The following is a 24872-nucleotide window of genomic DNA, read 5'->3' as shown; positions in this document are numbered from 1 at the left end:
GTGCACGGTACCGGCCGTCGAACAGCGACAAAGTCGAATATCCGACACTTTTTCTCATCCTGCGCCGTGAGACCCACTGGTACCCGTACTCGAGGTGCGCAGATTTTGCCCGGACGACCGATCCGGTACGGAGGACGTTTCGTCGGCTGGGACACCCACCCGCTGCACACCGTCTGCAACGAGCGATCGCGGCACCTGCGCGGGAGGCACCAGCAAGGCCAGGAACTGCTGCGTCTCCGGGTCCGCCGAGTAGATCAGCGTCCCGCGCATACCGCGGGTGAGCAGGACCTTGTACGTGTTACGGATGAGCCGATCGGCATCCCGTGCCACGACTCCCCGCCGCTGGTCGAAGATGGCACTGTCATGTGACTCCGACGGTTGACTGATCAGCCTGCCGTTCCGGAACACCAGATCGGGGCCGAGAATGACCCCCGACCAGTCGTACTCGAAGCCTTGGGCCGTATAGATGCACCCGACCTGCTCGAAGCCGTCCGGGTCGACGGCCCAGAAGGAACTCGACGGAATGCCCCTGGGCGGACGCATACCGGCCGCGTTCCACGGCTTCGACCAAGGGCCGATCCGGATGTCCGGGACGAGATCTCGGCCGCGCGGCTTCTCCGTCCACGGCCAGCAGAAACCGGCCGAGATGCGCGCCGACGCCTTCCGGTTGTGGGTACGGCGCAGCAACGTCTCCATTTGACCCGGTGAGTCGGCGAGGGCGAGCCGGAAGGACTCGTCCCCGCTCCAGCGGTAGGGTCGATCTGCAGCAAGACCCAGCAGGTGGTGCACCCATCGTTCGTAACGTGGGCTGCCACCACATCGAAACTGGGCCCCGAGATGAACGAAGTCGACCTCCAGGTCCAGCCGCTCCGCCGCGTCACGGATCATCGATACGCTGCCCACCTCGTTCGGTCGCACCACCTGGTCGTCGTCGAGCAGGAAGACGGGCACCTTCGCCACTTCGATGAGTTCCCGGACCTGCGGCTTTCGTCCTCGGCGGCTCCCGCGAGAGGACTGGGCGCGGATCCGATGCGCCTCGTCGCAGATCAACACGTCCAGGCTGTCTGCGGGCTCATCCATGAAGTCCATGAAGTAGTGGAACAACGGTGCGATGCGCTGGTCAGGGCTGCGCGGCTGGCTCCGGGCGTATCGCCGCAGGCTCTCCCGGAACGCCTTGGAGCCGGTCGCGTGGGCAACCGAACGGCCCTCCCGTGCCAGATCGGTGAGCAGCGTCAACGCGATGGCGCTCTTGCCGCTCCCAGGCCCGCCCGCGACGAGCACCACCCGCTTCCGCCGGCCTTGGTCCGCCCAGTGCACGCCGCGCATGACCAGTTCGTATGCCGCGCGTTGCTCATCGAGCAAAACAAGATGCCCTCGGCTGTTCAATTCCTCCGCGCTGAAGGTGAGGAGTTGTCGACTGGGCTTCACTGCGGCCGTCAACAACGTCTGTGTGGCTGCCTCGTCCCGCCAGGGAGCGAACCGTCTACTCAGATAGCGGCGCATCTCTCGGGTGCGGTCTCTGGTGAACACCATCCGCCGGTGACTCCGGCCGTCATCCTCCTTGGTGGTCATTGCCGGTATGTGCCCCTGCTCTGCGTTGTGCAGGTATGCCAGACCGTGCACCCGGTCAGGCGATTCGGCGAAGATCGGCAGGAAGTCGGTCAGGTAGGAGCAGTAGTTCTCGACCTGCACCGCAGGATGCACCTGGGGCTCGGCCATTCCCGGAACCTGTACCAACTTCTCGGCTTCGTCGTAGGTGGTCGCAACGCTCCACTGCTTGAGTTCTACGACGAGATACGCCGGGCGTCGGGTGAGTGGCTCCATGCCAGCGAGGATGACGTCGATTCGCTTGCTGCTGCGTGGCAATTGACACTCCACGAGCACGTCGAGCTCCCCAAGACCCGCGCCGACGAGTTCCATCGCCAGCGCTGGAAGGCTCTGCTGCCAGGACGAACGCTCACTTTTCGAAATCCGGAAGCCGACCCGAGTCAGATGAGCCGTCAGCTGCTCGACGAGCTGAGCCTCCCTCGTCAGCTCCAGAATCTGCTTGGCACTGGTCTGAAAGGCGAGCAATTGAGTGGCCCCCAGGCACGAAGATCTCGTGCGGTGGGGGCGTGTCCCAAACGGGAAGCCCGTCGATCCGCTGAACCGCCGCCACTTTAGCGACCTCCTCCGGACAGGGGCTACCCATTCATGCAGCCAGATGCCGCATCCACTCGGTCACACGGCACGCTTCCTGGTCGCTAGGGTCTGGCGGCGTGGAGACGACGGTGAGCTACGCGCGACTGGTCCGGCCGGCGATCGACCGGGTGTACGTGGGCGCCCGGTGGGGAGCCCGCGCCCAGATGGAGGCGTTCTACGCCGAGCGGGGCTGCGCACTCGGCGCGGAGAACAGCTTCTTCTCCGGCGTGCTGGCCCGGCCGATGCCCGCCGAGGCGCTTGCCGACGGCCTGATCTACACCTCCGGAAGCATGGACGAGGAACTGGAGCAGGGCGTCGTGGTCCGGGACGCCGACGGCGCCTGGCACCTCACCGACCTCGGCCGCGAGCTGACGCTGTTCGCCCAGCGGGCCACCGGTGAGGCAGCCGAGGAACTGTGGTCGACGCTGCCCGGTGTGCTGCCCGGTCTGCGCATCGTGCCCCGCCTCGCCGACCTGGTCGGCCGGGTGCTGACGCACGCGCAGGCCACCGGCGGGCCGGTGTTCCGGGCGATGTCCCCGCCGTACGAGCCGGAGGGTGCCTCCCCGGCGCTGCTGCTGGTCACCCGGCTGGGCTCGCTGCGCCACCACCGCGCCGACGCGCACCGGGCCGCGTGGCGGGCCGCCGGGCTGACCGCCGAGGGGATCCGGGCGCTGCCGGACGGCCCGGAACGCGCGGCGATCGAGGCGGACACCGACCGCCGCGACGAGCCTGCGTACGCGGTGCTCACCGAGGCCGAGCGGTGGGAACTGCTGGCCGGCCTCGCCGCCCTCCCCAGCTGACGGCCCGCGGCCTGCGCCGCCATCGGGTGGAACGTCATGGGTGTCTCCGGACCCGTTTGACACCCATGGCGTTCCCCTCACCGCTGGGTGGGGTCCTCCTCGGCCGGTGCGGTGCCGTCGATGGGCAGGCCGAACTCCGCCGGCGAGTTCTCGTCGGTGCCGTCCAGGTCCGCGTGCGGGTCCTCCGGGGTGACGTCGTCGGGGTCGGCGCCTCCGGCGTGCAGTTCGGACAGCTCAACCGGATCAGTCATGCCGTCCTGGTACCCGCCGGGCGCCGCCCGAACCCGCCCGTCCGTCAGGGCTGGACGAAACGCCCCCCGCTACGGGCGGAACCGCGGGGTCACTCGCCGGGGCGGTCCGAGGAACCAGAGCCGCCGGGCGTTCCCTCGGTGTCGAACTCGGGGCTGTCCTGGGAGGAGATCGCGGTGGAGACGAGGCTGGAAGCGACCGGCTGAACGGGGATCACGTCCTCCGACGTACGCAACCGGGGCGGCGCGGGCATCCACGGCTTGAGGTTCTGGATGATCTGCTCGTAGAAGTCGTCGACGGCGTGCAGCACGGAGTCGATAAAGGCGCCCCGACCACTGCCACGCTTGGTTCCCGCAGCCGTGCTCTGGGCGATACGGAATGCTCGCAGCTCGCGCGAGGGGTCGGTGATGAGCGTCGTGGGCTCGGCGCGTACCTGGCGGAGGAGATCGGTGGCGCCACCTCCTCGGGCGTGCATGGCGAATGCCTCGATCCGGACCGTGTCCGGCGCGTCCTTCAGTTGACGGACCAGCCAGTTCACCCGGGTGGTCGGCCGGCCCGACCGGGGAGCGTCGACATCGACGTGGCAGACGATCTGCCCGGCCCGCAGATCGGCCGTCACGTGCAGGTGCCCGACCGCGCCCGGAATCCGGATGCTGCCGCTCAGGGTGCCGGCGCTGGCGAGTTGGTTGGCGAGCGACTGGGTGCGCGCCGCCGGATCGGCGAGGTCGCGGCGGCTCAGCGCGGGAGTCACGTCGGTGCCCAACTGTCGGCCGAGCCGGAGGCACGCGTAACGGATCAAGGCGTCGAAGCGCCCGGCGACCTGCGCCGCGGCACTGTCGCCGGCCCGCAATGTCCCGGCCGACACCCCGTCCCGCACCTGCACCCAGGCCGGCCCCATGTCGCTGAACTCGAGAGCGCCCGAACGCGGGTGTTCGAGGTATCGGATCAGCTCGCCCAGAACCCATGCCTGATCCGGGTCTGCGACGCCGCGGTATTCCTTCTGGATCACGGCCTGGGTCAGGATCTCCGTCCAGGGCAGGTGATACAGGGCGACCTTGCGCAGTTTCCGGCGATCGACTGTCGTCGGATGCTGACCCGGAACGGGAGCGATCTCGTTCGAGATCGTGATGAGGGCGTCGAATCCCTGCTCCCGCGCAATGTCCAGGTAGGCCTCCAACTGCTCGGATCGCAGCGGGTTACTGCCGGTCTTCACCTCCACGAGCGCGGTCCACTGGCGTTGCCCCCTCGTGACGCGGATGAGGCCGTCCGGAAAGAGTTGCTGGTTTCCGATTTTGAACGGAACCTCGATGAAGGTCTGCACGACTCCGGCCGGCGCGCCGACGGACTGGGTCAGGACACGCCCGAACTCCCGGACCGCGCTCATCACCGCCAGCAGGGCGGAGGTCGCCCGGCGTTCCTGCTCCTCGGCGCCGTTGATACCCGAAGTAGGAATCAGACGTGCCGCGAGCCAGGTTTCCTCAGACATAAGTGACTCCTCGTGAATGCGGTGGTACGAGAAGTTACTCGCGAGCCCGGTCGAAAAGCGGCGCGACCATTGGCGCGTACGAACGAAAAGAGTTGGCCGGTCGGATGTCGAGCGATCCATCCCGGCCGAAAGCGAATGCCGGACGGATAAGCGGTCTCATCAGTTCGGCTTTCGTCGGCTTCTCAGTCCGATACCTGACTGCGAATGGCACGGGCCGGGTCAAGGGCTCGGGCGGTGTCGCTCCAGGCCGTCGAAGAGCAGGTCGAGGGTGAATTCGAACTCGGTCTGAGAATCGCACCACCCGAGCGTCGGATCTGCCACGTCGTGCGTCTCGGCGGCGACCATGGCGGCCAGGTGCGGCAGCCGCTCGGCCAGCGCCACCATCTCGGCCTCCGCTGCCGCCGCGTCGGCCTCCCCGCCCGCGTCCGGCCGGAACACCTCCTGCGCGAAGCCGAGCGCAAGGCTGCCGAAGGCGTGCAGCGCCCGGTGGGCGATCCGGTACGAGAAGCCGCCCTCGACGAGGGTGGCGAGGATGCCGTCGTAGTAGGCGTACACCCCGGCGGGGACGGTCGGGCGGGAGCTGAGCAGCGCCGGGGCCCACGGGTGCCGCAGCATGACCGCACGCGCGGCGAGGAAGCGCAGCCGCAGCCGGGTCCGCCAGTCACCGCCGGGCGCGTCTGCCTCGGCCCGTTCGGCGGCTGCGGTGATCTCGGCGGCGACGGCGTCCACGAGGCCGTCGAGCAGTCCGGCCTTGCCGGGCAGGTGGTGGTAGAGCGACATGGCCTCGACGCCGAGTTCGGCGGCGAGCCGGCGCATCGTGAGCGCCGCCATCCCCTCGGCGTCGACCAGGGCGATCGCGCTGGCCAGGGCCCGCTCGCGGCTGAGCGGCTCCCGAGGCTTCCTCGCTCCCATGCGGCTTCCCATCTCCCTTGACCTTACAACGTATGGTTGGCCTTACGACGTAAGGCGACCCCGGCCACGGCACGTCGATCACCCCCGAAGGAGCCGCCATGCACCAGCTGATCCGTACCGCCCGGGTGACCGGGCTGTTCTACCTCGGGCTCGCCGTCACCGGCGCCCTGGGGTTCCTCACCGTCCGTCCCATGCTCTTCGACGCCGACGACGCGGGCACGACGCTCGCCAACCTGGTGGCCCACGAGTCGCTGGCCCGCCTCGGCATCGCCCTCGAACTACTGGTCGTCCTCACCCAGACGCTCACCGCGGTCTGGTTCCACCGCCTGTTCCGTACTGTCGACGGCACCGCCGCGGGCAGCATCGCCGCCTTCGGGCTCGTCAACGCCGTCGCGATCCTCGGCAGCGCCGCCGTCCTCGCGACGGCCTTGCAGGTCGCGACCGGCGGGCCGGGCGACGCCGACACCGTCCAGCTGCTCTACCTGGTCAGCGGGAACCTGTGGGAGGTGGGCGGGCTCTTCTTCGGCCTCTGGCTGGTGCCGATGGGCTGGTGCGTGCTCCGGTCGGGCTGGCTGCCCCGGCCGCTGGGCTGGGTCCTCGTCGCCGGTGGTGTCGGCTACGTGCTCATGACGTTCGTCGCGTACCTCGCCCCCGGCGCCGGCGCCGCCGGCGACCTGCTGGTGATCCCCGCCACTGTGGGCGAGGTCTGGATCCTCGGCTACCTGATCATCTTCGGCGTGCGCAGGCGGGCACTCGAAGGGACCGAAGCCTAGGCCGGGCTCGCGGCGAGGGCGACACCCCGGGCGTACCGGATGGCGGCCGGGGTGTCCGCGAACACCAGGCCCTCGCGGCGCAGCTCGTCGGCGACGCCGAGCGTGCTGAGCACCTGGTCGTGGCCCGGGGTGATGCCGGAGAGCAGCACCGTGATCCCCCGGCCGCGCAGCCGGGCGATGGCGTCGCCGAGCACCTGGGCGCCGGTCGCGTCGACCGTGGAGACGCGGGACATCCGCAGGATCACCACCCGCACGTCGGCCACCTCGGCCAGTTCCAGCAGGAACGTGTGCGCGGCGGCGAAGAACAGCGGCCCGTCCAGCCGGTACGCCACGATGTGCTCGGCGAGCAGCGCGTGTTCCTCGTCGCTGTGCTCGCCGGTGTCCAGCGGCACCTGTTCCAGCTTGGCGCTGCGGGCCACCGCGCGCAGCGCCAGGACGACCGCGACCGCGAGCCCGACGACCACTGCTGTCACCAGGTCCCAGATCACCGTGACGGCGAACGTCAGCACCAGCACCACCGCGTCGGCGCGAGTGGCCCGCATCAGCGCGAGCAGGGAGGCCGCCTCCACCATCCGTACCGTGGTGGCGAGCAACACCCCGGCCAGGGCGGCCAGCGGGATACGGCCGACCAGCGGGGCGGCGGCGAGCACGATCGCGGCGAGGGCCACCGCGTGGGTGAGCGCGGCGAGCTTCGAGGACGCCCCGGCACGCACGTTCACCGCCGTACGGGCGATGGCGGCGGTCGCCGGGATGCCGCCGAAGACCGGGGAGGCGAGGTTGGCCAGGCCCTGGCCGAACAGTTCCCGGTCCGGGTCGTGCCGCTCGCCGACCGTCATGCCGTCCGCCACAGTGGCGGAGAGCAGGCTCTCCAGGGCGGCGAGCGCGGCCACGGCGAGGGCGCTCGGCAGCAGTACGCCCAGCGCGCCGAGGTCCACGAAGTCCAGCGACGGCGCGGGCAGCCCCTGCGGCAGCTCGCCGATCCGGGCCAGGTCGATCGGGGACAGCTCGGCGAGGATCGTCGCGGCGGCCACCCCGACCAGGGAGAACGGCACAGCGGGCCGCCACCGACCGCCGAGCAGCATCAGCGCCGCCACGCCGAGCGCCACAGCGATCGCGGCGGGCCGGGGGTGCGCGGCGAACCGGGCGACCGCGTCGGCAGCCACCGCCCACACCTTCTCGCCGTGCGCGGCGGTGACGCCGAGCGCGGCCGGCACCTGTTGCAGCGCGATGACCACGGCGATGCCGGCGGTGAAGCCCTCGATCACCGGGGCCGGCAGGTAGCGGACGTACCGGCCGAGGCGGGCCACTGCGAGCGCGATCAGGATCAGCCCGGCCAGCGCGCCGACCATCAGCACGCCACCGGCACCGAACTGCTGCACCACGGGCACCAGCACGACTGTCATGGCCCCGGTGGGACCGGAGACCTGGAGGTTGGAGCCGCCGAAGATCGCCGCGACGGCGCCGGCGACGACGGCGGTGACCAGGCCGGCCTGCGCGCCGAGCCCGGAGGTGACGCCGAAGGCGAGTGCCAGGGGCAGCGCCACCACCGCGACGGTGAGCCCGGCGAGCAGGTCGCGCCGGGGTGAGCGGCGCGCGTTCTGCCAGTCGGCCCGGCCGGGCAGCAGCCCGGCGAACAGCCGGCCCGCCCGGCGTACGGCGTCACCGGCGCGAAGGGCAGCCGCGCTCACCGGTCCGTCCCGGAGGCCCGCAGCTCGTCCAGCAGGGCGTCCCGGTCGGTGAGGACCGCGCCGAGGATGCGCCGTCCGGCGGCGAGCAGATCGGCCACGTCGGGGGTGCTGAGCGCGTACATGACCAGCGGGCCGTCCCGGTACGAGGTGACCATGCCGGCGCGGCGCAGCACGGCGAGCTGCTGGGAGAGGTTCGACGCCTCCACGTCGATGGCGGCCAGCAGGTCGCGGACCGGCTTCGGCCCGTCCTGGAGCAGTTCGAGCACCCGGATGCGCACGGGGTGCCCGAGGGTGCGGAACAGCTCCGCCTTGGCCTGGTACAGCGGCACCGACATGACTCACCTCTCCGACGACTCTGAAGACTTTATCACTTGCAGAAATCTTCAAATCGACGGAGATGCGGGTAAGGCCCTTCAGACGAGGTCGTTGACGCAGCGCAGCACCGGGCGGCGGGTGAGCGCGTCGGCGTCGAGCGGGCCGGGCGCGTGCACGGTGAACGTCGCGCTCTCCCCCGGCAGCAGCGTCACCAGCGCCCGGTCCACCTGCGCGGCCGGATCGAGGCGATCAGGGAACAGCGTCAGGTCGCGCAGCACGGTCCGGGCGGTCACCCGGACCCGCCGGCCGCCGTCGACCGGCTCGACAGTCGCGTCCCACTGCGCCGCCGGCCACCGCACGTCGCGGTCCTCGGCGAAGAACCACAGCGCGCGCTCCGCGGTGTCCCCGGCGTCCGCGACGAGCAGTTCCGCGCGGCCGTCGTCCGGCCGCGCCAGCTCCGCCGGCAGCGCCAGCACCACCGAGGAGTACGCGGGGACGTCGAGGTCGACCGAGGTCTTCGCCCTCGGCTCCCCGGTGAGCGCCAGCCGGGTGACGGTGGCCGGCCCGCTCCACGCCCGATCGGTCTCGTTCACCGCCACCAGCGCCAGCCCGCCGTCGCGCGGCTGCACCGTCAGCAGCCGGTCGGCGTAGGCGCGGCGCAGCGCGTACCAGAGGGGTTTGCGGCGGCCGTCGCCGTCGATCGCCGACCAGGACGTGACCGGCCAGCAGTCGTTCAGCTGCCACACGACGGTGCCGGTGCAGACCGGCCGGTGCGAGCGGAAGTGCTCCACCCCGAGCTGGATGGCGCGGGCCTGGTTGAGCTGGGTGAGGTAGTGCCAGTCGTCGAAGTCGGCGGGCGGCGGCAGGTGGGCGTCGAGCCCGCGCCGGAGCTTGCCGTCCCCGTCCGCAGCCTTCTGGTGGTGTGCCATGCCCGGCGAGTCGTGCGTGAGCGGGTCGTCGGAGAGGGCCCGGCGCAGCGTCGCGTACGCGGGCGGCGCCTGGTAGCCGAACTCGGCCACGAAGCGTGGAACGTAGTCCCGGTAGCGCGTGTAGTCGTCGGTGTTCCACACGTCCCAGATGTGCGTGGTGCCGTGCGCCGGGTCGTTGGGGTGGACGTCCTCGCTGCCGGACCAGGGGCTACCCGGCCAGTACGGGACCGTCGGGTCCAGCTCGCCGACGATCGCGGGGAGCAGGTCCAGGTAGTAGCCGCGTCCCCAGGTGCGTCCGGCCAGGGGCTCCTGCCAGTCCCAGTCGTGCCAGCCCCAGATGTTCTCGTTGTTGCCGGTCCAGAGCACCAGCGACGGGTGCCCGGCGAGGCGGGTCACCTGCTCCCGCGCCTCCGCCTCGACCTCGGTGCGGAACGGCTCCTCCTCCGGGTACGCGGCGCAGGCGAACAGGAAGTCCTGCTGCACCAGCAACCCCATCTCGTCGGCGAGGTCGTAGAAGTCGTCCGACTCGTACCGGCCGCCGCCCCAGACGCGCAGCAGGTTGACGTTCGCGTCGGCCGCCTGGCCGAACCGCTCCGCGAGGCGCTCCCGGGTGACCCGGTTGGGGAACGCGTCGTCGGGGATCCAGTTGACGCCTTTGACGAACACCGGCACGTCGTTGACGTGCAGCGTGAACGGGGTGCCGTGGGCGTCGGGCGTGGTGTCCAGCCGGACCGAACGGAACCCGATCCGGCGGGCGGCGGCGTCCAGCTCCCGGCCGTCGTCGGCGTACAGGGTGACGTCGAGGTCGTACCGGGGCTGGTCGCCGTACCCGATCGGCCACCACAGCGCGGGGTCCGCGACGGTGAGCGTCACGACGGCGGTCCGCTCCCCCGCCGGTACGGCGACGTCGGCGGTGACCCCGGCGACGGCGGCGCGGACGGTCAGCGGCTCGTCGCCGGCCCGCTCGACCTGCACGTGCAGCTCGACCCGGCCGACGTCGTCGGCCACCGTGACAATCGGCCGGACCGACGCGAGCCGGGCGGTGGACCAGGCGTGCAGGCCGATGTCGCGCCAGATGCCGGCGGTGACGAGCGTCGGCCCCCAGTCCCAGCCGAAGTTGCAGGCGGTCTTGCGGATGAAGTGGAACGGCTCCGGGTACGCGTTGGGCCGGTCACCGAGCCGGTCCCGGTGCGCCTCGGCGTACCGGTACGGGGAGTCGAAGCGTACGGCGAGGGTGTTGCCGTCCGGGCGCAGCAGCGAGCGGACGTCGAAGCGGTACGAGCGGTGCTGGTTCTCGGTGCGGCCGACCTCGACGCCGTTGAGCGTGACGGTGGCGACCGTGTCGAGGCCGGCGCAGACCAGGTCGACCCGCTCGTCGTCACCGGGCTGCCCGGCGAACGTGGTCTCGTAGACCCAGTCGGTGCGGCCGATCCAGGTGAGGCCGTTCTCGTTGTCGTCCAGGTACGGGTCGGGGATGAGGCCGGCCGCGAGCAGGTCGGTGTGGACGCAACCGGGGACCGACGCCGGCACCGCCGTCCCGGCGATCTCCGGCGGCACCGCCGGCCCGGGCTCGGCCCGCAGCGTCCACCCCTCGTGCAGCAGCGTTCGACGGCTCACGACTTCACCGCGCCTTCCATGATTCCGCGGACGATCTGACGTCCACCGATGAACAGCATGACCAGCAGGGGAACGGTGGCGATGAACGCGCCCGCGAGCACCCGCCGGTAGATCACGTAGTTGCCGCTGGCCAGGTCGGAGACCGCCACCATCGACGTCGGGTAGTCGGTGCCGCTGAGCGTGATCAGCGGCCACTGGAAGTCGTTCCAGGTGGCCACGAACGTGAGCAGGCCGAGCACCGCCAGGGCCGGGCGGATGGCCGGGAGCACGATCGTCGCGTACACCCGCATGGTCGTGGCGCCGTCGACCCGAGCCGACTCGATCAGCTCGTCCGGGACGGTGTTCACGATGAACTGCCGCATGTAGAACACGCCGAACGCGGTGACCAGGCCGGGCGCGATGACGGCGAGCAGCGTGCCGTTCCAGCCGAGCTCGCCCATCACGATGTAGAGCGCGACGATGCCGAGCTGGTTGGGCACGGTGAGCGTGAGCACCACGAACAGCATGAGCGCGCGGCTGCCCTTGAAGCGCAGCTTGGCGAAGGCGAAGCCGGCCAGTGAGCAGAAGAACAGCACCGAGGCGGTCACCACCACCGAGACGATGACGCTGTTGACCAGTGATACGGCGAAGTAGACGTCCTGGAGGGAGAAGACCTCGTCGACGTTGGTGAGGAAGCGGTCGCCCGGTACGACAGCCGGTGGCAGCTTCGCCAGCGCCTCGTCGTCGCTGGTGGCGATGACGAACATCCAGTAGAGCGGGAACGCGGCGAACAGCATGCTCACCGCGAGGAGCAGGTAGGTCCAGAGCCCGGCCGGGGTGTCCTGTGGCGCCCGGGCCACCACGCGTCGCGTCGTCACCGGCGGCCTCCGGAGAGTCGGTTGGTCAGGAGGTAGTTGACGCCTGCGACCACCAGGATGATCAGGAACAGCGCCCAGGACATCGCGGCGGCGTACCCGAGGTTGAGGTCCTTCCAGCCGACCTTGTAGATGAGCTGGGCGATGGTCTGCCACTCGCCGTCCGGCCCGCCGGTCGCGGCCTGGGCGTTCGGGTCGAACAGCATCGGCTCGGTGAACAGCTGCAACCCGCCGATGGTGGACAGGATGACCGTGAACAGGACCACCGGCTGGATCATCGGGACGGTGATCCGCCAGAGCTGCTTCCACGGCCCGGCGCCGTCGATCGCCGCGGCCTCGTAGACGTCGCGCGGGATGGACTGCATGGCGGCCAGGTAGAGCAGCGCGTTGTAGCCGATCCACTTCCAGTTGACCATGGTGGCGATGGCGATCCAGGCGTGCAGCTTGTCCGCCCGCCAGTCGATCGGGTCGTCCGGGCCGCCGATGCCGAGCAGGCCGAGCGCCCAGTTCGCCATGCCGAAGTCGCGGGAGAAGAAGACGCTGAACACCATCGTCGAGGCCACGATCGGTGTCACGTACGGCAGCAGCACGCCCACCCGCCACCACGTCTGCGCCCGCAGCTTGCGGTTGAGCAGTGACGCGACGAGCAGCGCGAGCAGCAGTTGCGGCACGGTGGAGAGCAGGAAGATGCCGAACGTGTTGTAGAGGGCGTTCCAGAAGTCCTCGTCGGCGAACAGGCGGCTGAAGTTCTCGGCGCCGGCCCAGTACGGCAGCGTCGGGTCGTCCAGCCGGTAGTTGCGCAGCGACACGACCGCGTTGAACAGCAGCGGGAACAGCCCGAACACGAGGAAGAGCAGGAAGAACGGCGCGATCATCAGGTACGGCATGTACCGCATGTCGAAGCGGTACAGCCGGTCGCGCCAGGTCATCCGCCGGTCGCCGGCGCCGGTACGGCCGCGCTTGCGCGCGGGTGGGCGGCCAGGCGGCGCGGGCGCGGCACGGGTGCTGGACATCGGTTCACTCCAGGGCCGGGAGATCGGACGGTGACGGGGCGGACCGGGCCGCCCCGTCACCGCTGACACGTCAGGACTTGGCGGCCTTCTCGGCCTCCTTGACCGCCTCGGACCAGGCGGCGTCGGACTTGAGCGACTTGTTCTCCACCCGCCGGATCACGTTCTCCACCGCCACCCGGGTCGGGCCGTTCTTCCGGCCCAGGTACTGCGGGGTGAGGCCCTGCGCCATCTTCGGGAAGATCTGGCCGACCGGGGCGTCGTTGAAGAACGGGTTCTTGAAGTCGGCGATCGCCGGGTCGGTGTAGAGCGCCGGCTGCGACGGCAGGTTGCCGACCTTCTTGAAGATCTCGATCTGCTGCTCCGGCGCGACCAGCCAGGTCAGCAGCTTGTACGCCTCGTCGACGTTCTTGCCCTGCTTCGGCAGCGTCAGGAAGGAGCCACCCCAGTTGCCGCCGCCACCCGGTACCGCGGCGATGTCCCACTTGCCCTCGGTGCCCGGCGCGGTGTCCTTGATGTGGCCGAGCATCCAGGCCGGGCAGGCGAGCACCGCGAACGCGCCGCTGGTGAAGCCCTTGTCCCAGTCGGCCTGGAAGCTGACCAGGTTGGCCGACAGCCCGGCGCCCACGGCCTTGACCGTGTAGTCGAACGCCACCTTCGGGCCCTGCTCCATCCGGAGCTGGTCCTGCTCGTCGTAGAAGCCGACCGGCTGCTGGCCGAGGATCGGGTTGAAGAGGTTGGTGCCGGCGTCGATGAACTTCTTCTTCGTCGTGGCGGTGTACTGCTGGCCGACCTCGATGAACTTGTCCCACGTGGGCCAGAGCGCTGACACCTGGTCGCGTTCGGTGGGCAGGCCGGCGGCCTTGAACAGGTCGGTGCGGTAGCACATGGCCAGTCCGCCGACGTCGGTGCCGAGGCCGATCTGCGTCTTGCCGTCGGCCGACAGCGACTGCTTCCACTTCCAGGGCAGGTACTTGCTCTCGTACGAGCCGGCGCCCTTGTCGAGCAGGTTGACGAACTTGTCGGACTGGCTGCGGAACTGGACCATGAAGCCCTCGTCGATCGCCGCGATGTCCGGCGCCCCGTTGCCGGCGACGAGCTTCTTCTGCAGGTCCTCGTGCTGGGCGTTGTACTCGCCCGAGTTGAGCTGGATCTTGACGTTCGGGTGTTCGGCCTCGTACTTGGCCTTCAGATCCTGGAGCCCGAAGTCGCCCCAGAAGTTGATTTTCAGCGTGACCTGACCACCGGCCGAGTCCGAGCCGCCGGTGGTGCTCCTGCCGCTACAGGCGGCGATCATGACCAGGCTGACGGCACCGACGGCGGCCACGCGCGCCAGGTGCGTCCAGGACCGTTTCATGTCATCCTCCGCGCCGAATGGGAACGCTCCCGATATCGAGGAACGTTGACTGAACCGGATAAGTGAGGCCACCGTACGGTTCACCTTCAGGGCTGTCAACGGGCGGTTACCGATGTGCCCGTCCGGTAACCTCGCCGCCGCTCACGACTGCCGTTCACGGCCGTCCAGGGCAGGTGCCGGGCGATCGGCGCTCTAAGCTGAACCGCACAAGCGACGGCCGCCGGAACCCGTCCACCGCCACCCGCCGGTGGCACCCGGGACCGGCGCGGCGTGCAGTAGCGTCACCAGACGCCGGCGACCCGGCGACCGAGAACGCCCGCGAGGGCCGGACACAGTGGAGGAACGCTTCGGTGAAGCGGCCGACCATCGCCGACGTCGCCCGGCGCGCCGGGGTCTCCAAGGGCGCGGTGTCGTACGCGCTCAACGGCCAGCCCGGTGTCTCCGAGGCGACCCGGCAGCGGATCCTCGCCATCGCCGCCGAGATCGGGTTCCGTCCGAGCAGCGCCGCCCGCGCACTGTCCGGCGCCACCGCCAAGGCGGTCGGGCTGGCGCTGTGCCGCCCCGCCCGGATACTCGGCATCGAGCCGTTCTTCATGGAGCTGATCAGCGGCGTCGAGGCCGAACTGTCGGCCCGCTCGTACGCGCTCACGCTCCAGGTGGTCAGCGACCAGGAGGCCGAGATCGCCGTCTACCGGCGGTGGTGGGCCGAACGCCGGGTGGACGGTGTGCTCGTCTGCGACCTGCGCACCGACGACCGGCGGGTGCCGGCACTGGAGGAACTGCAACTGCCGGCGGTGGTGATCGGCGGACCCGGGCACACCGGCGGCCTGGCGAGCGTCTGGGCCGACGACGCGGCGGCCCTCGTCGAGACGGTGGAGTACCTGGTCGCGCTCGGCCACCGGCGCATCGCCCGGGTCGGCGGGCTGCCCACGCTGCTGCACACCGAGATCCGCACCGAGGCGTTCACCGGCGTGTGCCGGCGGCTCGGGCTGGACGAGGCGACCACCGTCTGGTCCGACTACACCGGTGAGGAGGGCGCGCGCGCCACCCGCCGGCTGCTCAGCTCCGCCGGCCGCCCCACCGCGGTGATCTACGACAACGACGTGATGGCGATCGCCGGGCTCTCGGTGGCCCAGGAGATGGGCCTCACCGTGCCCGGCGACCTGTCCATCGTGGCCTGGGACGACTCGCCGCTCTGCCGGCTGGTGCACCCGCCGCTCACCGCGCTGGGCCGGGACATCCCGGCGTACGGCGCGCACGCCGCCCGGCAGCTCCTGGCCGTGATCGCGGGCGAGCCGGCAGCTGTCGTGCAGGACGAGACGGCGCACCTGACGCCGCGCGGCAGCACCGCCCCACCTCGTACGACGACCCGCTGAACCGGTTCAGCTCACCGGGCGGTGGACGGATACTCCTCGAACCACGCCTCGACCCGCTCGGCGGTCGCCGGCCGGGCCAGCGCGAAGCCCTGGCCGTACCGGCAGCCGGCCCGCCGCGCACCGGCCACCTGCCCCTCCGACTCCAGCTCCTCGACCACCAGCTCCACGCCGAGCCGGTCGGCCAGGTTCGCCACCACGTCGATCAGCGGGCGCTGACCGTCCCCACCCGGGCCGACCAGGTGCGGACCCACCTTGAGCAGGTCGATCGGCAGTCGGCGGAGCTGCGCGAGCGAGGCGTGCTCGGCCCGGAAGTCGTCGAGCGCGATCCGTACACCGATCGACCGCAGGCCGGCCAGCCGGGCCACCACTGTGGACAGCTCCAGTCCCACCACCGGCTCGGCCACCTCCACCACCAGCCGTTCCGGTGCCACGTCGTACGCGGCCAGCGCGGTAGCGGTACGCGCCACGAAGTCCGGCGCGGCCAGCTCGCGCGGCGTCACGTTCACCGCCATCCACAGCTCGCGACCGCCCTCCGACCACGCGGCGAGCTGGCGGCAGGCCCGGTCCAGCACCCACCGCCCGATCTCGCCGGTCAGGTCCAGGTCGGCCGCCACCGGCAGCAGCTCCGCCGGGAGCACTGTGCCCAGCGCCGGGCTGCGCCACCGCAGCAACGCCTCCGTACCCACCGGCATCCGATCGGCGAGCGCCACCACCGGCTGGTAGACCAGGTCCAGCTCACCGCGCGCCACCGCGCCGGGCAGCTCCCGCTCCAGATCCAGGCGGCGGACCAGCTGCTCCTCCAGGTAGGCGTCGTACCACTCGACCCGGTCCCGGCCGAGCTGCACCGCCCGGCGGCGGGCCAGGTCCGCCTGGCGCAGCACGTCCTCCGGATCGCCGCCGCTGGTCTCGGCCAGCCCGACGCTCACCCCGAGCCGGGCGACGCCTCCGGGCCGGGGGTACGGCTCGGCCAGCGCCGCCAGCAGCCGCAGGCCGAGCGCGTACGCGAGCACCGGCCCGAGATCGGTGAGGACGGCGTACTCGGTGTCGCCGAGCCGGGCCACCAGATCGTGCGTCTCGGAGCTTGCCCGCAGCCGGCGCGCGGCCTCGCTGAGCACCGGCCCCTCCGGCACGGCGCCACCCACCCCGTGCAGGTCGACGACGAGTAGCCCGCCGCCACTGCGTTCCGCCATCGCCCGGACCAGATCCACGCGGGTCAGTGGCACGGGCTCCACCGGCCGGGAGTCCGGTCCGAGCCGGCGCCGCAACCACGCCTCGCGGGCCGCGAGCCGTTGCACCCGGCGGCGCTGGTCGGCGGCGGCGAGCAGCTCACCCACCATGATCGGCGGAATGACGGCCAGGCCCAGGGCCATCGCGGCGGTACTGAACTCCCCCGCCGTCATCAGGTGGATCCCGGCGGCCAGCGCGGCGATCCCGGCCGGCGCGGTGAGGCGGGGCCAGGCAGCCGGCGCCGCGTCCCGGCCCGGCCGCTCACCGCCCGAGGTACGCCGGGCGCCTGCGGCCGTGAGCAGCGCCCCGGCCACCAGGGGCGCCGCGACGAGCGGCAGCGCCCGGTCCGGCGCGCCGTAAGCCAGCAGCACCACCAGTAGCGTCAGCCCGCCGAGCGTCAGGGCGGCCCCGGCGTGGCAGCGCGCGGCGCCCGGCCGGCGGCGGCGTTCGGCGACGGCCGCCACCGCGAGCACGGCGAGCACCACCGCGCCGCCCGCCGCCACCATTCCGGCCACGGCCGGGACCGGGCCGCCCGGCAGCAGCATCCAGCCCGCGAAGACCAGGCTGACGCCGAGCGCCAGCACGTCGACGGTACGGCGCACCAGTTCCGGGCCGGACAGCCGCGATCGGCCGGGCAGGCGCAGCAGGGCCGTCACGTGCAGCGCCCCGGTGAGGCACAGCCCGGCCAGCGCGATCGGCAGCCGGTGGGCGGCGTCGCTCAGCGGCAGCACCGCGACGGTGAGCCCGGCGACCAGGACGGCGCTGTCCAGGATGGCGGCGACCCGGCGGGACAGCGCAGCCCGGCGAGCCCGTCGCCCGGTCCTCGGGCCGAGTGCCGTCGCGCCGTGCGTCACGGCGAGGTCCGGAGCTTCGCCCGTCGGCACGGGACGGCCTGTCGGCGCGCGGTGGCCGTTCGGCGCGGGACGGTCGGTCGGTGCGGGACGGTCGGGCGGCGCGGGGCCGTCGGGCGGTGTGGCGGCTCCGGCCAGCCAGGCGAGCCGGACGCAGGCGAGGGCGAAGCCTCCGGCGACGGCGAGCGCGGCGGCTGCGGGGCCGGGAAGGGCGCCGGCGACGCCGGCGAGGAGGAAGGCCGTGCCGACGAGTGAGACGGCGACATCGGGCAGGACTGATCGCCGACGGGGAACGGCGGGAGGGGGGACGGGCACGGCGGTCGCCTTCGTGAGGGGGCACGGGGGCGGTGCGGTTGCGGTACGCGGTACGACGTGCGGGGTCGGGGCGGTACGGGAACGCATCGGCGGGGACCGCTGCGGCCACGCCTAGAAACGATCCCGGAAGCGCCCGGTGACGTCACCGCCACAGTGACATCCGTCACATCAACGGCGGTCACCGGCCCGGATCACGCCCAAGATCGACGCGTCGGTCCCGCGTCGGTCTCCCGGGCGAGATCTTGGAAGGAAACGGCCCGCGGAGGGGCCCAACGCTTCCAAGATCTCCAACTCGAGCGAGATCTTGGTACGGTTCCGCCCCTCGCGGGGCGGAACCGTACCAAGATCGTCGGCGGGTGCGGGGAGGGACGCAGGGAGGGTGGGGACGCCCGCGGGGTGGGGTGGACTGGCCGGGTGGGATCATCGGGGGGTGAGCCGCGCCGATACCGTCCGTTTCCGTCACAACCAGGCCATCCTGGTCGCCGCGATCGTCGCCTTCATCGGCGCGCTGCCGCTGGCCTCCGCCCGCTGGTGGCTGCTCTGGGTGCTGCTCGTGCCGCTCGCCGTCGCGGTCTGGGCGTGGCGGGCCGGCACCGACGCCGATGCCCGGGAGCTGCGGCTGCGGGCGCTCGTCGGGCAGCGCCGGGTGCCGTGGAACCAGGTCGCCGAACTCGCCGGTGACCCCCGCGGCCGGGCGGTGGCCCGGCTCGACGACGGCGAAGTGGTGATGCTGCCGGCGGTACGCGCCACCGAACTGCCCCGGCTGATCGCCGTCACGGGGCAGGAGCTGCCGGACACCGGCAGCGATCATTGAGCCACCCGCGATCAGTAGCCGTCGACCACCCGGTTCGTCAGCTCCTCCCCGGCCACGTACCGGCGCAACTGCTCGCCCACGAGGCGGTACGCGCGGGGCAGCAGCCCGCGTACCGAGCCGGCGACGTGCGGGGTGAGCAACACGTTCGGCAGCTCCCACAGGGGATGGTCGGCGGGCAGCGGCTCCGGGTCGGTGACGTCCATCGCCGCGCGCAGGCGGCCCGAGGTCAGCTCGGCCACAAGCGCCGAGGTACGTGCCACCGGACCGCGGGCGGCGTTGACGAGCAGCGCGCCGTCAGGCATCGCGGCGAGGAAGCGCTCGTCGACCATGCCCCGGGTCTGCTCGGTCAGCGGCACCAGGAGAACCACCACGTCCGCCTCGGGCAGCAGCGCGGGCAACTCGTCCACCCCGTGCACGCCCTGGTCGGGTCGCGGCGTACGGGCCACGAGCGTGAAGCTCACCTCGAACGGGGCGAGCCGGTCGCGTACCGCGGTGCCGATCGAGCCCGCGCCGACGATCAGCACCCGCTTACCGGCCAGTTCGTCGGTGGGCGCCACCTCGTCGTACGCCCACTCGCGCCGGGCCTGCGCACGGGCCAGCGGCGCGAATCCGCGCAGCGAGGAGAGGATCGCGGCGACCACCCATTCGGCGGTGGGTGAGTCGTGCACGCCCCGGGCGTCGCAGAGCGTCACGCCGTCGGGGATCCGCCCCACCCAGGCGTCCGCCCCGGCGGAGAGCAGTTGCACCACCTCGACGTCGGGCAGCTCGGCGAGGAGCGCCCCGGCGTCCGGGCCGGACAGGAACGGTGGCACCCAGAACCGCACCCCGGACGGGGACGACGGAAGCCGCCGCGGATCGTCCAGCAGCTCCACGGTGACGCCGGGCGGCAGCTCGCCGAGCAGCCGGCGGCCCTCCGGGTGCGGGATCCATACCTTCACGACCGCCGACGATATCGGCCCCGGACCGGCCGGCGCGGCGTGACCCGTAACGAACACCGCGCCGGGAATGGAGTGGCGGCCCGGCGGGGTATAACCGAGAGCGGGATGCCGGTCGGGTGTTCCGCTTGCTGAGGGCGGTGGCGATGAGCGAGGACGGCCGGGGACGGGTGTCCGTGCCGATTCCGGCGCTCGCCGACCCCGACCGGTTGCGTTCACTCGACGAGACCCGGCTCGACGCCGTACCGGACGAGGCGTTCGACAGGTTCGCGCGTCTGGTCGGCGACCTGCTGGACGTGCCTGTCGCACTCGTCTCCCTGGTGGACGCCGAGCGCCAGTTCTTTCCCGGCGCGACCGGCCTGCCGGAGCCGTGGGCGGCCCGCCGGGAGACGCCGCTGAGCCACTCGTTCTGCCAGCACGTCGTCGACATCGAGATGCCGCTGGTGCTGCCCGACGCCCGTCTCTACCCGCGCGTACGCCTCAACCTGGCCATCGAGGATCTGGGCGTGGTGGCGTACGCGGGCATGCCGCTGACCGACCTGGAGGGGCGGGTGCTCGGCTCGCTCTGCGCGATCGACAGCAAGCCCCGGGCCTGGACGAAGGAGCAGCTGCGGACGCTCGCCGACCTGGCTGCCGCGTGCTCCTCGGAGCTGCGACTGCGTATCGCGGTCCGCGGCGCCGAGCAGGCCCGCCGCCGCGCCGAGGAGGCGCACGACCGGCTCGCCATGCTGGCCGGGATGAGCGAGATGCTCGGCGGCACGCTCGACGTGGCCACCGCCGTGGACCGGCTCGGGCACGCGATGGTGCCGCTGCTCGCCGACTGGTGCCTGATCACGCTCGTCGACCCGGCGGGCCGGCCGCGCACCGTCACCGGCGTGCACCGGGACGCCGAGCGCGAGGCCGACCTGACCCGCTTCGCCGAGTTGCTGACCACCGGGCTCAGCGCGGAGTCGCAGATCCGGTCGGTGCTGCGTACCGGGCGGCCGGTGGTGCGCGCAGTGGCCGACCTGGACGACGTGGCGCGCGGCACGACGCGCCCGGAGCTGGTGCCGCTCGCCGACCGTCTCGGCATCGGTTCCCACCTGACCGTGCCGATCACCGCCGCCGGGGACCGGGTGATCGGCGCCGTCACGCTCGTCAACCGTCAGGGGCGGCGTGGTTTCGACGCCAGCGACCTGCGCACCGCGCAGGACATCGGGGTACGCGCCGGACAGGCGGTCGGCAACAGCCGCCTCTACGGGGAGCAGCGGCACGTCGCCGAGGTGCTCCAGCACAGCATGCTGCCGAGCCTGCCGGCCGTGCCCGGAATCGAGCTGGCCGCCCGCTACCTGCCGGCCGCCGACCGGGTGGAGGTGGGCGGCGACTGGTACGACGCGTTCGTCCAGCCCGACGGCGAGCTGATCGCCGCGATCGGCGACGTCGCCGGGCACGACATCGAGGCGGCGGCCACCATGGGCCAGTTGCGCAACCTGGTGCGGGGCAACGCGTACGGGCGTAACGACCCGGTGGAGGATCTGGTTGCCCACCTCGACCAGGCCATGGGCGGGCTGCGGGTGCCCACCGTCGCCACCGCCGTGCTGGCCCGGGTCCGCCCGGCCGACGACGGGCTGAGGGTCTCCTGGTGCAACGCGGGGCACCCGCCGCCGTTGCTGGTCCGCGCCGACGGCACGGTCTCCGTGGCGGAGGGTCGCGGGCCGCTGCTCGGGCTGGCCCGGCCGCCCCGGCGTACCGGCCGGACGCTGACCCTGGCACCGGGCGACACGCTGCTGCTGCACACCGACGGGTTGATCGAGCGCCGGGACCAGCCGATCGACGAGGGACAGGCCGAGTTGCTCGCCCACCTCGAGGCCGGCGGGCCGGGCGTACCGCTGGACCTGCTCTGCGACCGGCTGCTCGCCGCCGCGCACCGGCGCGAGGACGACGTCGCCCTGCTCGCGCTGCGGGCCGGCTGACCGGTACTCCTCCGAACGGCCGGACGCGGGCAGGGGTGCGCGCGACGTGCCTGGTTCGCCGGTCCGCCCGGCTAGGCTGGGCCGGGTGAGCCCGCGTCTTGCGTACCCCCGTGTCAGCCGCCTCCGGACGGCGCTGGCGGCGTCCTGCGCGGCGCTGCTCCTGGGCGCCGCCGGCTGCGCCCTCGGCGAGCCCGAGCCGGACCCGGCCGGCGCACCGCCCAACCTGCCCACACCGTCCGGCACCGCGAGCCCCGGCGGGGCCGGTCAGCAGGTTGTCGCCACCGTGCTGGCCAAGGGGCTGGAGGTGCCGTGGGGCATCGCGTTCCTGCCCGACGGCGGGGCGCTTGTCACCGAGCGGGACAAGGGACGGATCCTCCAGGTCGGCCCGGAGTCCGGCCCAGACGGGCTGGCCGTCCGGCCGGTCCAGACCGTGCCGGATGTGGCCGCCGGCGGCGAGGGCGGCCTGCTGGGCATCGCGGTCTCCCCCGCGTACGCCAAGGACCGCACGGTCTTCGTCTACTACACGGCCGAGGACGACAACCGGATCGCGAAGATGCAGCTCGGGCAGGCGCCGAAGCCGATCCTGACCGGCATCCCGAAGTCCGGCACGCACAACGGCGGCGGGCTCGGCTTCGGCCCGGACGGCCACCTCTACGCGAGCACCGGCGACGCGGGGCGCACCGAGAACGCCCAGGACGCCAAGAGCCTCGGCGGCAAGATCCTCCGGATCACGCCGGACGGCAAGCCTGCGCCGGGCAACCCCACCGCCGGGTCGCCGGTCTGGTCGACGGGCCACCGCAACGTCCAGGGCTTCGCCTGGACGCCGGACAAGAAGATGTACGCGGTGGAGTTCGGCCAGAACACCTGGGACGAGATCAACCAGATCAACAAGGGCGGGAACTACGGCTGGCCCCGGGTCGAGGGGCGCGGCGACGACAAGCGCTACATGAACCCGATCACACAGTGGCCCACCGGTGACGCCTCCTGTTCCGGCCTGGCGGCGGCGGACCGTCTGCTCGTCGCCGCCTGCCTGCGCGGCCAGCGACTCTGGCTGGTGGAGCTGGCCGGCAACGGCACAGTCCTCGGTCAGCCGCGCGACCTGCTCAACGGCCGGCACGGTCGGCTACGGGCCGTCGCGGCGGCGCCGGACGGCTCGCTCTGGGTGAGCACGTCGAACCGGGACGGGCGGGGTACGCCCACCGCCGAGGACGACCGCCTCCTGCGGCTCGTCTTCGCCGACGGGGGCGCCGGCCGGAGCTGATCCGGCCCACCGGGTTTGTCAAGATCGCGCAAGGGGCAGGTCAGAATCTCAGCATGGACGGCCACGAGAACGAACAGCACCGCTCCGGGGACGAGACGTCTCCGGAGCGCGGGCGCGCCCGCCGCCTGACGGCGTGGCGGCCCGGTCACCGGCTGCGCCGGCTGGGTGTCGTGCTGGCTCTGCTCGCGGTCACGCTCGGCGGCATCGTGATCGGCACGTACGCGGGCGGCCACGTCGGCACCGACATCGGCCCGTTCCGGGCCGAACTGAAACTCAGCCCGTCGCTGTCCGGCGGCACCACCGTCGACATCCCGCCGCTGGGCGCGCTGCTGCTGGACAGCCACGACGGCCCGGCGTACCTCACAGTCGAGGTGGGCTCGCTGGACCAGGGGCGCACCGAGGCGCTCATCGACGACCCGGCCAGCATCAGCCGGGCCAGCCAGTCCGCCGTCCAGGACGTCCGCGACGGCGTGATGCGGCTCGGGCTGCGTACGCTCGCCTCGGTCGTGCTCGCAACGCTGCTGCTGGCCGCGCTCGTCTTCCGGGACGTCCGGCGCACCGCGTGGGCCGGCGGCCTGGCGCTGGTCGTGACCGCCGGCAGCCTCGGGATGGCCGCGAGCACGCTGCGTCCGCAGGCGATCGAGGAGCCGCGGTACGAGGGCCTGCTGGTCAACGCGCCGGCGATCGTCGGTGACGCGCGGCGGATCGCGAACGACTACACCAAGTACGCCGAGCAGCTCCAACGGCTGGTCGGCAACGTCAGCAAGCTCTACACCACGGTCTCCGCCCTGCCCGTGGTGCAGCCGTCGCCCGGCACCACACGGGTGCTGCACGTGTCGGACATCCACCTCAACCCGACCGGCTGGCAGCTGATCCGTACCGTGGTCGAGCAGTTCGGCATCGACGTGGTGGTCGACACCGGCGACATGACCGACTGGGGCAGCGAGCCGGAGGCGTCGTTCGTCGGGTCGATCGGCCTGCTCAAGAAGCCGTACGTGTTCATCCGCGGCAACCACGACTCGCCGCGCACCGCCGCCGCGGTGGCGCAGCAGCCGAACGCGATCGTGCTGAACAACTCGGTCACCACAGTGGGTGGGCTGACCATCGCGGGCATCGGCGACCCCCGCTTCACCCCCGACAAGGAGACCTCACCGGCCGGCAGCGGCCTCACCTCGGCCGTCGCCGACCAGGTGATCGGCGCCGGCGAACAGCTCGCCGCCACGATCGACAAGTCGCCGCGCAAGGTCGACATCGCGCTCATCCACGACCCCGCCTCGGCCGGCCCGCTCTCCGGCGACTGCCCGCTCGTGCTCTCCGGGCACACCCACTCCCGGCAGGTGTCGAAGCTGCCGCAGGTGGAGGGCAAGCAGCCGACCACGCTGATGGTGCAGGGCTCCACCGGTGGGGCCGGGCTGCGCGGCCTGGAGGGCGAGAAGCCGACTCCGCTGACCATGACTGTGCTCTACTTCGACCAGCAGAAGCTGCTCCAGGCGTACGACGAGATCACTGTGGGCGGCACCGGGCAGTCGCAGGTCAACCTGGAGCGGCACGTCATCCGCGACCCGGCGAAGGGCGACCAGGTGCCGGTCACCCCGACCCCGACCCGCGGCCCGTCGGAGTCGCCGTCGCCGGGCACGACCACGCTGAGCCCCACCCCCACGAGCTGACCGCCCCGCTTTCTCGCCTTTCTCGCGGTCAGCCCGGCGCCCTGCCGCACTGACACCCGGTCACTCGGCGTCACGAAGCCCGTCCGGCCCGGGGATGTCCCGCCGCCGACTTTGCTCTGCACCCATCGGCGCAGCAGGCACCGAGAGTCACCGCCTGGGTGGGTGCAGAGCGGCGGGTGTTCCGCGCCATCGCAGCTCAGGGCGGTGATGCGGATATGGCTGCAGAGCAAAGGGGCCGAGAGGCGATCCCCCAGGTCGCCAGAGGCGGTTACTCTCCGCAGCCGTCCCGGCCGTCACGTTCTG

19 protein-coding genes are annotated in these 24872 nt (G+C 72.0%); 7 read left to right on the top strand and 12 right to left on the bottom strand.

Features of this window, described 5'->3' with window-relative positions; all coding sequences use genetic code 11:
• Nucleotides 1-54: 54 nt before the first annotated feature.
• A complete protein-coding gene (locus MICAU_RS06465) occupies nt 55-2073 on the bottom strand; it encodes a DUF2075 domain-containing protein (RefSeq protein WP_013284491.1) in 2019 nt (672 codons plus the stop codon).
• Between the two features lie 185 nt (nt 2074-2258).
• Here MICAU_RS06465 and MICAU_RS06460 point away from each other — a divergent pair, with 185 nt between their 5' ends.
• Nucleotides 2259-2981: a hypothetical protein gene (locus MICAU_RS06460; RefSeq protein WP_244879733.1), complete on the top strand. Its 723-nt coding sequence runs from the start codon at nt 2259-2261 to the stop codon at nt 2979-2981.
• 77 nt (nt 2982-3058) lie between these two features.
• Here MICAU_RS06460 and MICAU_RS32635 read toward each other — a convergent pair whose 3' ends face one another.
• From MICAU_RS32635 to MICAU_RS06450, 3 genes are all read right to left on the bottom strand, one after another.
• Nucleotides 3059-3232, bottom strand: a complete 174-nt coding sequence (locus MICAU_RS32635; protein ID WP_013284489.1) for a hypothetical protein — start codon at nt 3230-3232, stop codon at nt 3059-3061.
• Nucleotides 3233-3321: 89 nt separating this feature from the next.
• Entirely contained in the window at nt 3322-4716 is a 1395-nt protein-coding gene (locus MICAU_RS06455; protein ID WP_013284488.1) for a hypothetical protein, read from the bottom strand.
• Nucleotides 4717-4935: 219 nt separating this feature from the next.
• Nucleotides 4936-5640, bottom strand: coding sequence for a TetR/AcrR family transcriptional regulator C-terminal domain-containing protein (locus MICAU_RS06450; RefSeq protein WP_013284487.1), 705 nt, complete (start codon nt 5638-5640; stop codon nt 4936-4938).
• A gap of 86 nt (nt 5641-5726) precedes the next feature.
• On the opposite strand from MICAU_RS06450, the gene MICAU_RS06445 reads away from it, so the two are divergent.
• Nucleotides 5727-6401 carry a DUF4386 domain-containing protein gene (locus MICAU_RS06445; protein WP_013284486.1) on the top strand — a complete coding sequence of 225 codons (675 nt, stop codon included), beginning with the start codon at nt 5727-5729 and terminating at the stop codon, nt 6399-6401.
• On the opposite strand, the gene MICAU_RS06440 is transcribed toward MICAU_RS06445, so the two are convergent.
• The 6 genes from MICAU_RS06440 to MICAU_RS06415 all read right to left on the bottom strand — a co-directional run bounded on the left by MICAU_RS06440 (nt 6398) and on the right by MICAU_RS06415 (nt 14171).
• Entirely contained in the window at nt 6398-8089 is a 1692-nt protein-coding gene (locus MICAU_RS06440; protein ID WP_013284485.1) for a SulP family inorganic anion transporter, read from the bottom strand. The genes MICAU_RS06445 and MICAU_RS06440 overlap by 4 nt on opposite strands.
• On the bottom strand, nt 8086-8424 hold the full coding sequence (locus MICAU_RS06435) for an ArsR/SmtB family transcription factor (RefSeq protein WP_013284484.1): 339 nt from the start codon (nt 8422-8424) through the stop codon (nt 8086-8088). The genes MICAU_RS06440 and MICAU_RS06435 overlap by 4 nt, the downstream gene beginning before the upstream one ends.
• A 78-nt stretch (nt 8425-8502) precedes the next feature.
• A complete protein-coding gene (locus MICAU_RS06430) occupies nt 8503-10950 on the bottom strand; it encodes a glycoside hydrolase family 2 protein (protein WP_013284483.1) in 2448 nt (815 codons plus the stop codon).
• Nucleotides 10947-11807, bottom strand: coding sequence for a carbohydrate ABC transporter permease (locus MICAU_RS06425; RefSeq protein ID WP_013284482.1), 861 nt, complete (start codon nt 11805-11807; stop codon nt 10947-10949). The genes MICAU_RS06430 and MICAU_RS06425 overlap by 4 nt, the downstream gene beginning before the upstream one ends.
• The gene (locus MICAU_RS06420; RefSeq protein WP_013284481.1) at nt 11804-12817 is read right to left on the bottom strand and encodes a carbohydrate ABC transporter permease; all 1014 of its coding nucleotides are present in this window, start codon (nt 12815-12817) and stop codon (nt 11804-11806) included. The genes MICAU_RS06425 and MICAU_RS06420 overlap by 4 nt, the downstream gene beginning before the upstream one ends.
• Before the next feature lie 70 nt (nt 12818-12887).
• Nucleotides 12888-14171 (bottom strand): ABC transporter substrate-binding protein, encoded by a 1284-nt coding sequence (locus MICAU_RS06415; RefSeq protein ID WP_013284480.1) that lies wholly within the window; start codon nt 14169-14171, stop codon nt 12888-12890.
• A gap of 350 nt (nt 14172-14521) precedes the next feature.
• Between MICAU_RS06415 and MICAU_RS06410 the strand changes: the two genes are divergently transcribed.
• Nucleotides 14522-15547 carry a LacI family DNA-binding transcriptional regulator gene (locus MICAU_RS06410; protein WP_013284479.1) on the top strand — a complete coding sequence of 342 codons (1026 nt, stop codon included), beginning with the start codon at nt 14522-14524 and terminating at the stop codon, nt 15545-15547.
• A gap of 11 nt (nt 15548-15558) precedes the next feature.
• Here the strand turns inward: MICAU_RS06410 and MICAU_RS33385 are convergent, their stop codons facing one another.
• Nucleotides 15559-17940 carry a bifunctional diguanylate cyclase/phosphodiesterase gene (locus tag MICAU_RS33385; protein ID WP_013284478.1) on the bottom strand — a complete coding sequence of 794 codons (2382 nt, stop codon included), beginning with the start codon at nt 17938-17940 and terminating at the stop codon, nt 15559-15561.
• A gap of 430 nt (nt 17941-18370) precedes the next feature.
• On the opposite strand from MICAU_RS33385, the gene MICAU_RS06400 reads away from it, so the two are divergent.
• Entirely contained in the window at nt 18371-18754 is a 384-nt protein-coding gene (locus MICAU_RS06400) for a PH domain-containing protein (RefSeq protein WP_030270122.1), read from the top strand.
• Between the two features lie 11 nt (nt 18755-18765).
• Here MICAU_RS06400 and MICAU_RS06395 read toward each other — a convergent pair whose 3' ends face one another.
• Entirely contained in the window at nt 18766-19692 is a 927-nt protein-coding gene (locus tag MICAU_RS06395) for a 2-hydroxyacid dehydrogenase (protein ID WP_013284476.1), read from the bottom strand.
• A 143-nt stretch (nt 19693-19835) separates the two neighbouring features.
• On the opposite strand from MICAU_RS06395, the gene MICAU_RS06390 reads away from it, so the two are divergent.
• The 3 genes from MICAU_RS06390 to MICAU_RS06380 all read left to right on the top strand — a co-directional run bounded on the left by MICAU_RS06390 (nt 19836) and on the right by MICAU_RS06380 (nt 24569).
• Nucleotides 19836-21641 (top strand): SpoIIE family protein phosphatase, encoded by a 1806-nt coding sequence (locus MICAU_RS06390; protein WP_013284475.1) that lies wholly within the window; start codon nt 19836-19838, stop codon nt 21639-21641.
• Nucleotides 21642-21726: 85 nt separating this feature from the next.
• Complete coding sequence (locus MICAU_RS06385; protein ID WP_013284474.1) at nt 21727-22902, top strand: PQQ-dependent sugar dehydrogenase; 1176 nt, start codon at nt 21727-21729, stop codon at nt 22900-22902.
• A gap of 53 nt (nt 22903-22955) precedes the next feature.
• The gene (locus MICAU_RS06380) at nt 22956-24569 is read left to right on the top strand and encodes a metallophosphoesterase family protein (RefSeq protein WP_013284473.1); all 1614 of its coding nucleotides are present in this window, start codon (nt 22956-22958) and stop codon (nt 24567-24569) included.
• Nucleotides 24570-24872: the final 303 nt, after the last annotated feature.

The organism is Micromonospora aurantiaca ATCC 27029, from assembly GCF_000145235.1.
In the GTDB taxonomy this organism is placed as follows: Bacteria; Actinomycetota; Actinomycetes; order Mycobacteriales; family Micromonosporaceae; genus Micromonospora; species Micromonospora aurantiaca.
Note: the sequence above shows the minus strand (reverse complement) of the source record. Positions and strands in the feature narration are given on the sequence as shown.

Coding starts and splice junctions, on each gene's coding strand:
- MICAU_RS32635 (WP_013284489.1), bottom strand. CDS start 3,232: ATGACTGATCCGGTTGAGCTGTCCGAACTGCACGCCGGAGGCGCCGAC.
- MICAU_RS06455 (WP_013284488.1), bottom strand. CDS start 4,716: ATGTCTGAGGAAACCTGGCTCGCGGCACGTCTGATTCCTACTTCGGGT.
- MICAU_RS06450 (WP_013284487.1), bottom strand. CDS start 5,640: ATGGGAAGCCGCATGGGAGCGAGGAAGCCTCGGGAGCCGCTCAGCCGC.
- MICAU_RS06445 (WP_013284486.1), top strand. CDS start 5,727: ATGCACCAGCTGATCCGTACCGCCCGGGTGACCGGGCTGTTCTACCTC.
- MICAU_RS06435 (WP_013284484.1), bottom strand. CDS start 8,424: ATGTCGGTGCCGCTGTACCAGGCCAAGGCGGAGCTGTTCCGCACCCTC.
- MICAU_RS06420 (WP_013284481.1), bottom strand. CDS start 12,817: ATGTCCAGCACCCGTGCCGCGCCCGCGCCGCCTGGCCGCCCACCCGCG.
- MICAU_RS06415 (WP_013284480.1), bottom strand. CDS start 14,171: ATGAAACGGTCCTGGACGCACCTGGCGCGCGTGGCCGCCGTCGGTGCC.
- MICAU_RS06390 (WP_013284475.1), top strand. CDS start 19,836: ATGAGCGAGGACGGCCGGGGACGGGTGTCCGTGCCGATTCCGGCGCTC.
- MICAU_RS06380 (WP_013284473.1), top strand. CDS start 22,956: ATGGACGGCCACGAGAACGAACAGCACCGCTCCGGGGACGAGACGTCT.